Raw genomic sequence first — 13,844 nt, 5'->3', positions numbered from 1 at the left:
GGGAATGAAAGCGCTGTTCAGGCGCTTTTTTCGAGTTCTATCAGGGTCGGGTAGTCGGTGTATCCGTGTTCATCACCGCCATAGAAGGTGCTGTCGTCCCAGTCGTTCAGGGGCGCGCCCTGGCGGAATCGCTCCGGCAGATCCGGATTGGCGATAAACGGGCGACCGAAGGTGACCAGATCGCACCGTCCTTCCTTGATACGCGTTCGGGCCTCGTCAGCGGTGTAGGCGCCATTGGCAATGTAGGTGCTCTTGAAGCCGGCGCGGATAGCGTCGATGACTGCCTCCGGACGGCCGTTTGCGTGATTGCCCTGGAAGGAATCTTCCACCACTTCGATGTAGGCAATGCCCAGATCGTTCAGGTGCCGGGCAAAGGTACCGAAGGTTTCGATCGGGTTGTCGTCGTCCATGGCATTGAAACTACCGGTGGGGCTGACGCGGACGCCGACTTTGTCTTTGCCCCAGACGTCGATAACCGCTTTGATGACCATCAACGGCAGGCGCAGACGGTTTTCCACCGAGCCACCGTATTCGTCGGTACGATGGTTACTACCGCTCTTGATGAACTGGTCCAGCAGATAGCCGTTGGCCGCATGGACTTCAACGCCGTCAAAGCCGGCTTCTCTTGCGTTCAGCGCACCCTGACGGTACTGCTCGACGATGTCGGTCATTTCCGCGGTTTCCAGGGCCCGGGGCTCCGGAATATCCACCATGCCGGAGTCGGCACTGATGAAGGTCTTGGCACCTTCGGGTTTGATGGCGGAAGGTGCAACGGGCCTTTCCCCATTCGGCTGCAGGTCCGGATGGGAAATCCGACCCACATGCCAAAGCTGCATGTGGATTCGGCCGCCGGCCATGTGCACCGCCCCGGTTACCTTCTTCCAGCCCTCAATCTGTTCCGCCGAATGAATGCCGGGAGTAAAGGCATAACCCTTGCCCTGTGGCGACACCTGTGTGGCTTCACTGAGAATCAGGCCAGCGCTGGCCCGCTGCTGATAATAGCGGGCGTTCATGTCGTTGGGGATATCCCCGGGCTGGCCAGAGCGGGAACGTGTCAGTGGCGACATCAGAACCCGGTTGGGCAGGGCCAGTTCGCCCAGGTGGTGCGGTTGGAAAAGTGGATCGTTCTGGTTGCTCATGGAGCATCCTCCGTTAGGTTAAATGATTGTAATTAGACCAGTCTACTAGTCGGTAACCGAAAAAAATTTCAGCCGATGTTCAGACACTGTTTGAAGAAAACCCGCACGAACCGCTCCATGGGCTCTGTGGACTTGAGGACCTTCGAGCGAAGGATGGCGCCTTCCCAGCCGGACAGCAAAAAGCTGGCGGCGTCTGCCGGATCGATATCGGCACTGATATCCCCGGCCTGCTGGGCGTCACGAAGGCACTGCTCGAAGCGTTTTTCCCAACTGGCAAACACCGTGTCCAGCCGTTGCCGGAACGCTTCATTCTGCCCCGCCAGCTCCTGGCCCAGGTTGCCGATCAGGCAGCCCCGGGTGTACTCGCAGCTGGTCATGGTTTCAAAGCCGGTGTCGAAGTACGCTCGCAGGCGGTCCACGCAAGGGCGGCTGGTGTCATTGAGAATCCGATCCAGTTTGGCGTCGTATTCCTCCGCAAAGGTATCAATGACCGCCAGGCCGAAATCGTTCTTGCTGCTAAAGTAATGGTAGAACGACCCCTTGGGTACGCCGGCAGCTGTGAGCACCGCATTAATGCCCGTCGCGCCAAAGCCTTTATGGCCGATCAGGTCTGCGCCGGTGTGAATAATATGATTGCGGGTGTCGTTTGATGTCATGTTTGCTATATTAGACCGGTCGTCTAGAGCGCGTCAAACAACCGGGGTCCGCAATAGCCGAGACTCCCAACCGATCCAGAGGAGCCTGCCAGTGATTAAATCCCGTGCCGCGGTGGCGTTTGAAGCCAACAAGCCGCTGGAAATCGTCGAAATTGATGTTGCCCCGCCGCAGGAAGGTGAGGTTCTGGTGCGCATCGTCGCCACCGGTGTATGCCATACCGACGCTTACACGCTGTCTGGCGCTGATCCCGAAGGCCTGTTTCCCACCGTCCTCGGCCACGAAGGTGGTGGTATTGTCGAAGCGGTTGGCCCCGGCGTAACCGGCCTGGAAGTCGGGGACCACGTCATTCCGCTGTATACCGCCGAATGTGGCAAGTGCAAGTTCTGCACGTCGGGCAAGACCAATCTGTGTGGCGCCGTGCGCGAAACCCAGGGCAAGGGCGTGATGCCGGACGGCACCTCCCGTTTCTCTTACAAGGGCGAGCCGCTGTATCACTACATGGGCTGCTCCACCTTCTCTGAGTACACCGTGCTGCCGGAAATCTCGCTGGCCAAGATCCCCAAGGAAGCCCCGCTGGACAAGGTCTGCCTGCTGGGCTGTGGTGTGACCACCGGTATTGGCGCGGTGCTGAACACCGCCAAGGTTGAGGAAGGCGCGACTGTCGCCATCTTCGGCCTGGGTGGCATTGGCCTCGCAGCCATCATCGGCGCCAAGATGGCCAAGGCCGGCCGGATCATTGGCGTCGACATCAACCCGGGCAAGTTCGATATCGCCAAACAGCTGGGTGCCACCGATGTGGTCAATCCCAACGATTACGACAAGCCAATTCAGGAAGTGATCGTCGAGATGACCGACGGCGGTGCCGACTACACCTTCGAATGCGTGGGCAACGTGAAGCTGATGCGTGCCGCACTCGAGGCCTGTCACAAGGGCTGGGGTGAATCCACCATCATCGGGGTCGCCGGCGCCGGAGAGGAAATCAGCACCCGCCCGTTCCAGCTGGTGACCGGCCGGGTCTGGCGTGGTTCAGCCTTCGGTGGCGTAAAGGGCCGTACCGAACTGCCGGGCTATGTGGCGAAAGCCGAGAAGGGTGAGATTCCGCTGGATATGTTCATTACCCACGAAATGCCCCTTGAAGATATCAACAAGGCGTTTGACCTGATGCACGAGGGTAAGAGTATTCGGACGGTTATTCATTTCTGATTGTTCAGGGAGCAGGCCGGCAGACACCGGCTTGGTCCTCCTCCCTCCCTCAGCGTCAGCACACAGCTCGTCCTTGGTCCAAAAAAAGGGGCCCGCAAACGCGGGCCCAATGGAGAAACAACGATAATCGGGTGATCAGCTTCCGGTTGCGCGGAGGTGCTGAACGTTGAACATCTGGGGTGGAGACATCTCAGGATCAACCTGTCCCTTGAACTGGCCGGTGGTGCAGTGGCTGGCCTGAACATCGATCATGCTGAAGCTGTCATCGATGGAGACACCGCTGCCCTTGTTCTTCGGCAGGTGATGATCAGGATGGGCCTGGCCAATGGTAAAGGTCTTCCACAGGCTGCCCTTGCGGTCATAGGACACGGTACGGGGAATGGTGAAGGTCTGGGCATCGATGTAGTGAACCCGCTTGGACAGGGGGTGGCTCTCATCCACCGGCGCCGCTTCAACCTCGTACACCTTGCGTAACTGCCAGGTGATGTCCGGGAAGCAGCCACCCTGGCCACTGAACGCTACAACCTGATAGCCGTCGCTGTCGCTGTGGGTCTCAGCGTCCAGCGTCAGGTCGTTGTGGTTGTAGAAGGGCATCAGCATGTATCGGGTGCCTTTGTAGGCCCAGTTCATGTCCGAGATACGACCGTTGTAGCCCTCGAAATCCTCGATCATCAGGTCAGACCCGAGGAACGCGTCGGTGACCTGGCCGGTGGCAAGGCGGCGGACCCGACGCTGGAAGCCCAGGTAGAGCCAGGAGTTGTCCCGCTTGAGGTCATCTGCTGCACGGTGAATCAGCAGCTGGGTATTGCGCACGTCGGCGGGGTCCAGAACCTGAACATAGATGGCCCGGAACAGATCGGACGGGTTCGGAGTGATTTCCGGTGTCGGGTCCTGGATCACACGGCCCTTGTAGTTCAGGAAGTGGAAGTTGAACTTGATGGTCCGCTCCACTTTGCCGGAATCCATATCCCGGTACTTCCAGTAGAACGGGTAGATGGCGGCACTGTCGCCCCAGTTGTAGCCGTACTTGTAGTTCCATGCGAGTTTTTCGCCAGCCCTCGGGTCGTTGGCATCCGGCTCCTGCGGGAACGGACGGCCTGCCTGCCAGCCACTGATCTCACCGACCTGATCGCCCAAGGAAACGTTACCGAGTCCCTCCCGGGTTGCTTCAACGTAATTTTCGTTCAGATCAAATGACGTCGTTGCGCCAACCTCAATGGATGTCCAGCCATTTTCAATGAAGGTGTAGAACGCCGGGTCGATAACATCCTTGAATTCGGCCACGTTGGACTGGTCAATGGTCATGCCGGCGTTCAGTCCCTCTTCGGTTGGAAGGCTGTTCGCATACGGGTAGAACGAGTCGTTTACGATTTCCTCGCTCGCCTGCACCTGAGCCGTGAGCATGCCAGTGGCAAGGCCGGCAGTCAGGCACCGGGCAAGGAGTGATTGTCTTGTTTTCATCATTATCGTCCTCTCGGATTAGAAGCTGTAACGTGCAGTCAGCTGGATTTCGTCTTCTTTCTGGGCCATGCCGATGGGACCGGACTGGAAGCGTCCGAGCGGCTCATAGCCAGACAGGCCGGCGGACTCACCCGCAGGCTGGCCGGGGTAAACTGCGGTGAACGGATCCCATGGGTTACAGGAGCGGCAGTCATCAAACTTGCGGGCACCATCACCAACTTTGACGTTGGCGCCGGCGGTGAGCTTGAAGTTGTCGTTGACCAGCCATTCGATGCTGGGTGCGATGGCCGTGGCCTGGGCGCGGATATCATGGGCAGCAATGATCTGTGGGCTGAGCCGGCCGTTCATGTAGAAGCCTTTGATCAGCAGAGTCGCGATCCAGTTCTGCTCCCAGTCCGGGATACCGGCTTCGCCCAGCAGGCGTTGTTCACGTTCATGATCGAGAATGTGCTGCCCGAAGATCTGACCGGAGAATAGGAACGCCTGAGATTCGTTCAGCATTGGAATGAAGATGTTTTTGTCAGCACCCACCACATAGCGAACCACATCGGACTCGGAGTAAAGCTTCTCACGGAGGGTATTGGCGAACTCTTCACCGGAGGTATATGCGGTTTCAACCCGGAATACGGTGTCGATACCCTGGGAGTAGTAGTCCAGTGAGCCACCTACCAGGTTGATCCTTGGGAAGTGGATATCGAACGCGATCAGGCTTGGCCAGACGTCGGTTTCGCCGGTGAAGGCATTTTGTGCCGGAATGCCACCATGTAATGAGGGCAGCTGTGACCGATAGGTGAGGGCGTTCAGAGAGAAACCGAGGTCGCCATATACGCCTTCAAGCTTGAGGCCCAGCTGGGTGTTGGACAGGCTCCAGCTTGGCATGTGGGCTTTGCGGATACCGATCTGGCCGGGGCCGAAGTCGGTCGCAATGCTGCCATTGGCGAAGTTGGCAACGGTGCCGCCGTTCTCCCAGAGGTTGTTCATGCCGCGGAAGAAACACCCTGCATCCAGAATCACGTTTGGCTGGCCACACTGGCCAATATCATGGGGGCGGAATTGGTCAAAGTTCCAGACCACCTGGAAGTTCAGGTCGTCAAACGCAAGACCATCGAACACCTCGGTGGGTCCCATGCGATAATCTGATTTCAGGATCCACATGGGAATCCGGATGTCTTCCAGTTCGTCGTAGATATTGTTGCGGGAGAAATCCACCGGGTTGATAACATCCAGCACCCGGAACAGGTCGGTCCGTCCCCAGATTACCTGCTGCTTGCCCAGGCGGGTGCTCAGTACGTTGCCGCTGTCAAAGTTCAGATCGAAATCGACATAGAGCTCGCGGATGAAGTCCGCCCGGTCATTGAACTCCTGGAAACGAAGTTCGTTCAGGTCTTTATCCAGGTAATCGTCAATACAGCCTCGGCTGTCGACATCACAGGGCCGCACCGGTACGCCGAAACCGACGCCGCCATCCTGCGGGTGCAGGTTCTCACCCAGTACGATCATGCTGTCGTTGGGGTTCTGGTTGATATCAAAGCCGAAGTAAGGCGTGGGCGCAATACCGCCGCCGTGAGGAACAAAGGGATCAGGGTTGGGCGCCGGAGCTGTGTCTTCGAGCAGAATGGCACCGCCGGCTGTTCGGCCATATTCATCCTTGTTCAGGTCGTAGACGCCGTCATACGTGCCGCGCAGGGTGCCATTGACAGACACGTTGCTGAAAATGCCAACGTCCCCGAGTTTTTTCTCGCCTTCCAGTTGCAGTGTGTTGCGAAACTTCGACAGACCAACGCTATCGCGTCCGTACGTCGCATTTTCGACGAAGCCGTTGACGCGGGTGTCTTCCGCAGCCACCGTCGTGGTTATTGGAAACAGCGCCAGGCTGGCACTACCCGCAAGGGTGCAGCACCAGAACCTCAGGCCTTTTATTGTTGTTTGCATGGCATGTCCTCGTTACAGGTTTTAGTGGGGCGCGGTACCAGGCTCAGGCCCGGTGCGGCGCTCCCGTCACAAACCCATCGTCCTGTTTTGAGGTCAAAACAGGGGATGGAGCTGATGTGGTTTCCTCGTGATCGGAGTGCAGGATTCCGTCCTCATCGGCGTACACGTCGGTGATGAACCGGGGTCTGAAGGCAAGCACCCAGGAGGGCACGAGCAACATGGCCGCCAGGCCGTTGATGACGATCATCACGCATAGCAGCAGGGCTGCATCGGACTGGAAGCGGAGGTTGGAGAAGATGACCCACATGATGATGCCGGCCATCAGGGTCAGAGCGGTAAAGCTGATGGCCATACCGGTGGTGGAAATAGCCCTCCGGACGGATTCCCGAAGGTCGCCGCACTTGGCCATCTCTTCCCGGATCCGGTCCATCATGTAGATGGAGTAATCGATGCCAACACCAATGCCGACGGCAATAACGGGCACCGTGTTGATGTCAATGCTCAGACCGTTCAGGCCCATATAGGCATAGGTCAGCGTGGTTGCAAACAGCATGGCCATGAGCATCATCAGCCCGGCATTCCAGGAGGTGTAGAACAGCATGACGAAGGCGAAGATAAACAGGAATACGAGGGGCAGAACGATCACGTTGGTCTCAAAGGCCGATTCGTTCATGGCTGCGGCCACGCCCAGCGTGCCTCCGGCCAGCCGAATGGTCAGGCCCTCGATGCTGTCGCCATTCTCGGCAATCCATTCTTTTGCCATGTGGATAGCACGCCGGATGGTTTCTCCCTGACGGTCCTTGTAATAGAACACCAGGTTGGCGATGCGGTCGTCGGTGTCATTGAATTCATCAAGAGCTCCGGGAACCGGGCTGGACGCCATGTAGGTAAACATCAGGCCACCGACATACCCGGCATCGTGGGGAATCTGATACCAGCGTGGGTCGTCGTTATGCATCAGACGATTAACCTGTTTGACCAAATCCGGCAGGCCTTTGCTGCCGCCAACTTCCGGGTCCAGCAACATGTGAGCCTGTAAGTCAGAGAGGGCTTCGAGTACCTCGGGGCGCTTCAGCCCGCCTTTTTCACTGGTCTCAGCAACAATGTAGAGCTCCTCTGACCCCGGGAAACGATCGTTCACAACTCTCGAGGAGATGTTGTAGTCATGATCCGGGTACAGGATTGGAGAGCCGGGCTCTGAATCGCCAATCTCGACATTGGAGGCCGCTAGCAGACCGCCGAGCATGGATACGGCGGCGACCACCAGAATGATGCGGGCGGCACCAGGCCTTGTGACGGTTCGCGAGCAGCTGGCACCGATATGACGCAAGGCGGTTTCCCGGATCTCCGGATTCCTGGGTGTGGGCAGAATGGAAAGCAGGAGCGGCACACCAATGAGCACGGTAAACACTACCGTGATTGCCCACAGGGACGCGTAGATGCCCAGGTGGGTATTCAGGGGAATGGAGCCGATGGCGATCAGAGACAGGCCGATGGCATCGGAAACAACGCCCAGTGACCCGGGCCTGAACAGGCTGTCAAAGGTCGCTTTCGCGGCTTTCGGGCCATTCCCCAGAACCTGGGTTTCGGCATAATAGCGCTCGACCAGCTGGACGCCATGGCTCATGGCCCGCGCTGCAATCAAAAAGGGGATTACCAGACCCAAAGGATCCAGGTTGTAGCCAAGTACACTGATAATCCCAAGCCCCCACACGGTGGAGATGAGAACGCCTCCAAGGGGGATAAGCACACCGTACGCTTTTCGGAAGTGAAAAATGAGCAGGGCCAGCATGGTCAGCACAGTGAAGGTGAAGATCTGGAGAATCTGGTCCATGTAGGTATAGGCCCAGCCCACCAGGACCGGTTGCCCGGTGGCGTAAATCGTCACACCTTCACCGCCTTCTTTGGCGCGTAGTTCCTGAAGCTGGGCAAAGGTTTCCTCGTAATCCAGCTTGCCTTCGATCAGCTGCGCCTTGACCAACGCCATTTTCAGGTCGGGGGAAACCAGGGGGCCGTAAACCCGGGGGTTGGCACCAACATCGGCCCGCATGGCGTTCAGGGCTTGCTGCGAGTAGTCGCCACTGGTGGAGTCGTAATACGGCTCGGAGTTGATGCTGCCGACTTCGGTTAACCAGATTTTCCGGGAGTTCCTGTGGGTTACGCTGGAAACGAGGTTGTGGTTGACGCCGGGCAGGCTGTCGACCGCCTGAGTGATGCGATCAATCCGGGCGAGGTTTTCATTGGTGAAGATATCACCCTCTTCAAACTCAATTCCCACGACGAGAACGTTAGCGCCCCCGAAACTGTCCTTGATGCTGTTGTGCAGCTCAATGTAGGGATGCTGCTGGGGCAGCAGGTCTGCGAAATCGGTGTAGATCTTCAAGCCGGGTATACGCAGGGCAAACAGCAGGGTCAGTATCGCGATGACCGAAAGTACCTTGCGGGGGTTGCTGAATATCCACATTTCCAGCAGATGCAGCAGATGTGTGAAGCGATGCAGTCCGGGCATGATTGATATCCTCAGTCTTTGCTGGCCGCAAGGGCCACGGGGAGTTCAAGATCGAAAAGCAGGCCACGGCCGCCGGCTACCAATAGTTTCCGTTCAGGCAGCAGCAGGCCGGTCCGCAGATAGAGAGGCTGACCGGATTCGGAAATCTTCTTCCAGGCGTTGTCCTGCAACTGAAGCACCGTGGCATTGTCGGCAACCGCATAGAGCGCGGAATCTCCGGGAATGAAACCGAACACAGGTGCATTGGTGTCGGCAGGCATCTGTTCCCAGCTCTGGCCGCCATCGGTGGTGTGGTAAATGAAGCCATTCAGACCGCCGACCCAGCCTTCGTCCATTGAGCGGAAGTAGCTGGTGTGGGCATAGAACTCGTCCGGAAGGTAGCCGGCGTAGTCCCAGTTCTGGCCGCCATCATCACTGCGCAGAACCATGCCGTATTCGCCCGTTGCGATGGCCTGCTCCAGATTGATGAACTGAAGGTTATTGATGATGGCATCTTCGTAGAGGGAGGTTTCGTCCCAGGTCCGACCCTGATCGGAGCTGTACTGGACTGTGGTAAAGCTGCCCGCGGTCCACCAGCTGCCATCAGGCGCACAGGCCGCGGTCATCATTTGCTCCTGGCTGGGAAGGGCGTGTGGTGTCCAGTGATTTGCCTGAGCGTTGCCGTGCCAGATCTGGTTGTTGAAGGTCAGTGCTATGAAGGTGTTATCGGGGCAGACATCCAGGGCCAGAAAGCTTGCGTTTGATTTCAGTGCCTGGCGTTTCCAGGTGATGCCGTTGTCCGAACTGGTCAGCAGCACGCCATCATTGCCGGAAACAACAATGGCATCCTGGTTTTGGGCCATGGCCTGGTAGAAGTCTGTTCGTTTGGACGATTGCTCGGATCCCTGGCGCACGGCCTCAAGGTTAAGAGGCGCCTCGCAACCGGTAAGCAATAGCGATGAGGTGCTGGCTATGGCGATGGCCGAACCGACAGTGCGCCAAGTGCGCAGGGGGGTATTTTGCATTTTCTGTCACCGTCTTTGTTTTTGTGAAAAAGCGACTGACAGGGAGTGAGCAACCGGTATGCCATCTCATGATTAATGATTTCAAATTATTGAAAAATATATCAATAAAAGGTTTTTTGGCGGTCAGGGTCTGGCGGTGTCACGCCGATAGGAAGGCTTGATTTTAATCAAATGATGAAATGTGAAATCTGGTTGCTTATTTCATAAGGCGGGAGGGGAAGCGCGCAACATCCCTGTTGCTGTGATGCCATTTTGCTTATCAGGTTTCAGAAAAAATGCCCGTTTTTTTCAGTCTGTAGGCGAGGGCCGGGCGTGTAAGCCCAAGAATACGGGCTGCTCTGGATACGTTCTGGTCAGCCTGCTCCATGGCTCTGCGCATGAGTGTTTCTTCCACTTCATCAAGACTGATCGCATTTCCAAGAATTTGCTCCGCCCAGCCGCCGGTGCCGGAGGAAGGACGCTCCTGCACCAGATGTCCCTCAACATCCACGAACTCATGGGACTTTTCAGAGCAATTGGCTGGAAAGACCGCAAATAGGGAGTCCTGGCTGATGGATTCGTTGTTGTCTGTAAGGATCACGCCCCGCTCAATCACGTTTTCAAGCTCGCGGATGTTACCCGGCCACTGGTAATTCATGCACAGAGCGAGCGCCTTGTCTGAAAGGCCGAGAGTCCGCTTGTTGTATTCCGCGTGGAACTTCTTGAGGAAGTGTTCCGCCAATAATGGCAGATCTTCCAGGCGCTCCCGCAGGGCTGGAATCTTTACCGGGAAAACGTTCAGACGGTAGTAGAGATCCGCCCGGAACTTGCCGCTTTCAACCGCCTCGGCAAGGCTCTCATTGGTCGCAGCGATCACCCGTACGTTGACTGAGCGCGTGCGATTGTCACCCACCCGTTCCAGTTCGCCTTCCTGCAGGACCCTGAGCAAGGTAGCCTGGGCTCGAGGCGTAAGCTCTACTACCTCGTCCAGGAATATGGTGCCGCCATGGGCGCGTTCAAACCGCCCCGGCCGAGACTGGTTTGCGCCGGTGTAGGCGCCCTTCTCGACGCCAAACAATTCCGCTTCAATGAGATCGGGCGGTATGGCCGCACAATTCACGGCAATAAAAGGTTGTTCCGCCCGATCACTGCGTAAATGAACGCTTCTGGCAATAACCTCTTTGCCCACCCCGGTCTCACCCAGAAGAAGCACCGATACCTTGCCCAGGGCGGCCTTGTCGATCATTTTGCAAACCTTGTTATACGACGCCGACTGGCCAATCCCATAGTACTGCCCCTGCTGCTTCTCAAGACTGCTGCGCAGCGAGCTCACCTGCGACTGCAGATCGTAGAGCTCTTCGATCATCGGGTCTGCTTTGAAGTACTGGGTGAATTCTTCGGCGTCGTCCCACTCTTCCGCTGGCTTGCCGACGATATGGCACTTTTCATCGCCGCAGCCGCGACAGGTAACTTCTCTAAAGATGATCTGACGACCCATGAATGAAGAGGTATAGGCGCAGGCATACCCCAGCAGGGACCAGCAGGCGGGTTCGTCCATCTGGCCAAGCTCGGTTTGGCAGATCTCCACCTCGAACGAATCAATCCAGTCCAGCTCACCGTAAAAGCCCCCCGTTTCCTGATCGATATCGATCTCGATAGGGATCACTTTCACCATACCCTTCAGGGAGTGAAGCTGGGGTCCGGCCAGGAATATATCGAGTTCACTGCAGTGCGGGCGCAGCTTGCGGGCGAGTTCAGCGTCCCGAAGGCCCGACTGATAGCCGAGGCGAAGAAAGAAACCTTTTGCCCGCTCGATACCGATGGTGTTGACCATTTCCCGGCGAAATGCCGCCAGGGCAGAGAGCTGCATCAATAGCATGCGTTGCTCGCCGAACCAGATTTTGCCTTCCGTGCTTTGGAACTGGATCTGCTCCGTAAGATCCTGAAAATCCACATATTGCAGCTGTGGCTTATAGCTGGTTGCCATGTCAGGAGCCCCGGTTTTTGTTGTGTAGGGTAGGGTGCGCCCGGAATGAAATCTCAGGGTGCCGGCAACAAATGTTGCCGCTCTATATAACACCTGATGGAAGTCAAAAATCAATCAAATGGTAAAAAATCGATCCATGGTCTGATGGTCCGGGGACACCTGAGCATTTGCTGAGATGCCCTTCTGAATTTGATCAAATAGTAAAAAATGCTCTGCTCTGGGTGAACTTTTTCTTTCGGATTTCTCCATTTCAGGTTCATGGAAAATAAAATAAAAACTAACAATAACAGATATGTAAAGTTTTCTGTGAGACCTGACTTCCAGTTTGGCACACCCGTTGCTCCTCCCCTCTCAGCCAACAATAAACACAATGGGGCACACCATGACGACCCAGACCGACACCAAGACCTTCGATGAGCTGACCCGATACATCCGGGTGCGTAGTGAGCCAAGTGACAAGTTCGTGGAATTTGACTTTGCTATTGGCTACCCGGAGCTGTTCGTCGAGCTCGTTCTGCCACGAGAAGCTTTCGAAATCTTCTGCAAGCACAACAAGGTTGTCCACATGGACTCCGACATGATCCGTCAGATCGACGAAGACATGGTCAAGTGGCGGTTCGGTGAGCGCGGAGAGCGTTACTAGGCCACACCCATCATCACTCTGATCCACAAAAACAAAACGGAAAGGTTGATATGAGCATTGAAATCAAAACCACTTCGGTGGAGCCCATTCGTCACACCTACAGCCACATTGCTCGCCGTTTCGGTGATAAGCCGGCGACTCGCTATCAGGAAGCAAGCTATGACCTGGAGGCGAAAACCAACTTCCATTATCGCCCCCAGTGGGACTCAAGATACGAACTCAATGATGATCGCCGTACCGCCATCCGCATGGAGGACTGGTACGCGGTGTCTGATCCCCGCCAGTTCTACTACGGCGCCTACGTCGGCAACCGGGCCAAAATGCAGGAGTCAGCCGAGACCAGCTTCGGTTTTTGCGACAAGCGCAACCTGCTGACGCGCCTGCCGGAAGAAACCCAGAAGCAACTGCTGCGCCTGCTGGTGCCACTGCGCCATGTTGAACTGGGCGCCAACATGAACAACAGCAAGATTGCTGGTGAGGCTGTGGCCACCACCGTTTCACAGATGCACATCTACACCGCCATGGATCGCCTGGGCATTGGCCAGTATTTGTCTCGCATTGCTTTGATGATCGACGGCAGTACCGGTAAGGCATTGGACGAGTCCAAAGGCTACTGGATGGATGACGAGTTGTGGCAGCCCATGCGCAAACTGGTTGAGGACACCCTGGTCGTTGATGACTGGTTCGAACTGACCCTGGTTCAGAACATTCTGATCGACGGACTGATGTACACCCTGGTGTACGACAAGATGGATTCCTGGCTTGCGACCCAGGGCGCTGAAGACGTGTCCATGCTCACCGAGTTCATGCGTGACTGGTACAAAGAATCCCTTCGCTGGACCAACGCCATGATCAAAGCGGTCGCAGGTGAGAGCGAAGCCAATTGCGAGCTGCTCCAGACGTGGATCGATCAGTGGGAGCCGCAGGTCTATAGCGCCCTCAAGCCACTGGCGGAAGTCTCTGTTGGTGTTGACGCCCTCGATGAAGCCCGGGCGGAGCTTTCTACCCGCCTGAAGAAATTCGGACTGCAGAGCCAGGGAGTCTCAGCATGAGCCAGCTTGTATTTATTGTGTTTCAGGACAACGACAACGCCCGTTATCTGGCAGAAGCCATCATGGAAGACAACCCGGAGGCCGAGCTGCAGCACCAGCCGGCGATGATCCGGATCCAGGCCGAGAAGCGCCTGGTGATGAATCGGGAAACCATGGAAGAAAAGCTGGGGCGTGACTGGGACGTTCAGGAAATGTTGATCGACGTCATCAGTATTGGCGGAAATGTCGATGAAGACGATGACCACTTCATCCTTGAGTGGAAATAATCGGGAGAACCA

Annotated in this window: 11 protein-coding genes; 4 read left to right on the top strand and 7 right to left on the bottom strand. The window is 56.6% G+C overall.

The features are described 5' to 3' along the window. Positions 1–17 precede the first annotated feature (17 nt). Positions 18–1,139 carry an alkene reductase gene (locus tag ACN0XM_RS01410; RefSeq protein ID WP_417565125.1) on the bottom strand — a complete coding sequence of 374 codons (1,122 nt, stop codon included), beginning with the start codon at positions 1,137–1,139 and terminating at the stop codon, positions 18–20. Between the two features lie 68 nt (positions 1,140–1,207). Further along, positions 1,208–1,795: a TetR family transcriptional regulator C-terminal domain-containing protein gene (locus tag ACN0XM_RS01405; protein ID WP_417565124.1), complete on the bottom strand. Its 588-nt coding sequence runs from the start codon at positions 1,793–1,795 to the stop codon at positions 1,208–1,210. Positions 1,796–1,886: 91 nt separating this feature from the next. Between ACN0XM_RS01405 and ACN0XM_RS01400 the strand changes: the two genes are divergently transcribed. Continuing rightward, positions 1,887–2,999, top strand: a complete 1,113-nt coding sequence (locus tag ACN0XM_RS01400; protein ID WP_417565123.1) for an S-(hydroxymethyl)glutathione dehydrogenase/class III alcohol dehydrogenase — start codon at positions 1,887–1,889, stop codon at positions 2,997–2,999. Between the two features lie 135 nt (positions 3,000–3,134). On the opposite strand, the gene ACN0XM_RS01395 is transcribed toward ACN0XM_RS01400, so the two are convergent. The 5 genes from ACN0XM_RS01395 to ACN0XM_RS01375 form a co-directional block, all read right to left on the bottom strand. Continuing rightward, positions 3,135–4,463 (bottom strand): DUF1329 domain-containing protein, encoded by a 1,329-nt coding sequence (locus tag ACN0XM_RS01395; protein WP_417565122.1) that lies wholly within the window; start codon positions 4,461–4,463, stop codon positions 3,135–3,137. A gap of 15 nt (positions 4,464–4,478) precedes the next feature. Beyond that, on the bottom strand, positions 4,479–6,392 hold the full coding sequence (locus ACN0XM_RS01390) for a DUF1302 family protein (RefSeq protein WP_417565121.1): 1,914 nt from the start codon (positions 6,390–6,392) through the stop codon (positions 4,479–4,481). Positions 6,393–6,435: 43 nt separating this feature from the next. After that, positions 6,436–8,901, bottom strand: coding sequence for an efflux RND transporter permease subunit (locus ACN0XM_RS01385; RefSeq protein WP_417565120.1), 2,466 nt, complete (start codon positions 8,899–8,901; stop codon positions 6,436–6,438). An 11-nt stretch (positions 8,902–8,912) separates the two neighbouring features. Next, positions 8,913–9,905, bottom strand: coding sequence for a WD40/YVTN/BNR-like repeat-containing protein (locus ACN0XM_RS01380; protein ID WP_417565119.1), 993 nt, complete (start codon positions 9,903–9,905; stop codon positions 8,913–8,915). 259 nt (positions 9,906–10,164) lie between these two features. Then, positions 10,165–11,871 carry a sigma 54-interacting transcriptional regulator gene (locus ACN0XM_RS01375; RefSeq protein WP_417565118.1) on the bottom strand — a complete coding sequence of 569 codons (1,707 nt, stop codon included), beginning with the start codon at positions 11,869–11,871 and terminating at the stop codon, positions 10,165–10,167. A gap of 382 nt (positions 11,872–12,253) precedes the next feature. On the opposite strand from ACN0XM_RS01375, the gene ACN0XM_RS01370 reads away from it, so the two are divergent. The 3 genes from ACN0XM_RS01370 to ACN0XM_RS01360 are packed head-to-tail and all read left to right on the top strand — an operon-like array spanning position 12,254 to position 13,832. Then, positions 12,254–12,514 carry a phenol hydroxylase subunit gene (locus tag ACN0XM_RS01370; RefSeq protein ID WP_417565117.1) on the top strand — a complete coding sequence of 87 codons (261 nt, stop codon included), beginning with the start codon at positions 12,254–12,256 and terminating at the stop codon, positions 12,512–12,514. Between the two features lie 50 nt (positions 12,515–12,564). Further along, entirely contained in the window at positions 12,565–13,566 is a 1,002-nt protein-coding gene (locus ACN0XM_RS01365; protein WP_417565116.1) for an aromatic/alkene monooxygenase hydroxylase subunit beta, read from the top strand. After that, entirely contained in the window at positions 13,563–13,832 is a 270-nt protein-coding gene (locus ACN0XM_RS01360; protein ID WP_417565115.1) for an MmoB/DmpM family protein, read from the top strand. The genes ACN0XM_RS01365 and ACN0XM_RS01360 overlap by 4 nt, the downstream gene beginning before the upstream one ends. Positions 13,833–13,844 lie beyond the last annotated feature (12 nt).

It is taken from the genome of Marinobacter sp. (assembly GCF_048269445.1).
GTDB lineage: Bacteria > Pseudomonadota > Gammaproteobacteria > Pseudomonadales > Oleiphilaceae > Marinobacter.
Note: the sequence above shows the minus strand (reverse complement) of the source record. Positions and strands in the feature narration are given on the sequence as shown.

Excerpts from the sequence above, each read along its gene's own strand:
- ACN0XM_RS01380 (WP_417565119.1), bottom strand. The coding sequence starts at position 9,905 with ATGCAAAATACCCCCCTGCGCACTTGGCGCACTGTCGGTTCGGCCATC.
- ACN0XM_RS01395 (WP_417565122.1), bottom strand. The coding sequence starts at position 4,463 with ATGATGAAAACAAGACAATCACTCCTTGCCCGGTGCCTGACTGCCGGC.
- ACN0XM_RS01365 (WP_417565116.1), top strand. The coding sequence starts at position 12,565 with ATGAGCATTGAAATCAAAACCACTTCGGTGGAGCCCATTCGTCACACC.
- ACN0XM_RS01370 (WP_417565117.1), top strand. The coding sequence starts at position 12,254 with ATGACGACCCAGACCGACACCAAGACCTTCGATGAGCTGACCCGATAC.
- ACN0XM_RS01385 (WP_417565120.1), bottom strand. The coding sequence starts at position 8,901 with ATGCCCGGACTGCATCGCTTCACACATCTGCTGCATCTGCTGGAAATG.
- ACN0XM_RS01390 (WP_417565121.1), bottom strand. The coding sequence starts at position 6,392 with ATGCAAACAACAATAAAAGGCCTGAGGTTCTGGTGCTGCACCCTTGCG.
- ACN0XM_RS01405 (WP_417565124.1), bottom strand. The coding sequence starts at position 1,795 with ATGACATCAAACGACACCCGCAATCATATTATTCACACCGGCGCAGAC.
- ACN0XM_RS01360 (WP_417565115.1), top strand. The coding sequence starts at position 13,563 with ATGAGCCAGCTTGTATTTATTGTGTTTCAGGACAACGACAACGCCCGT.
- ACN0XM_RS01375 (WP_417565118.1), bottom strand. The coding sequence starts at position 11,871 with ATGGCAACCAGCTATAAGCCACAGCTGCAATATGTGGATTTTCAGGAT.
- ACN0XM_RS01410 (WP_417565125.1), bottom strand. The coding sequence starts at position 1,139 with ATGAGCAACCAGAACGATCCACTTTTCCAACCGCACCACCTGGGCGAA.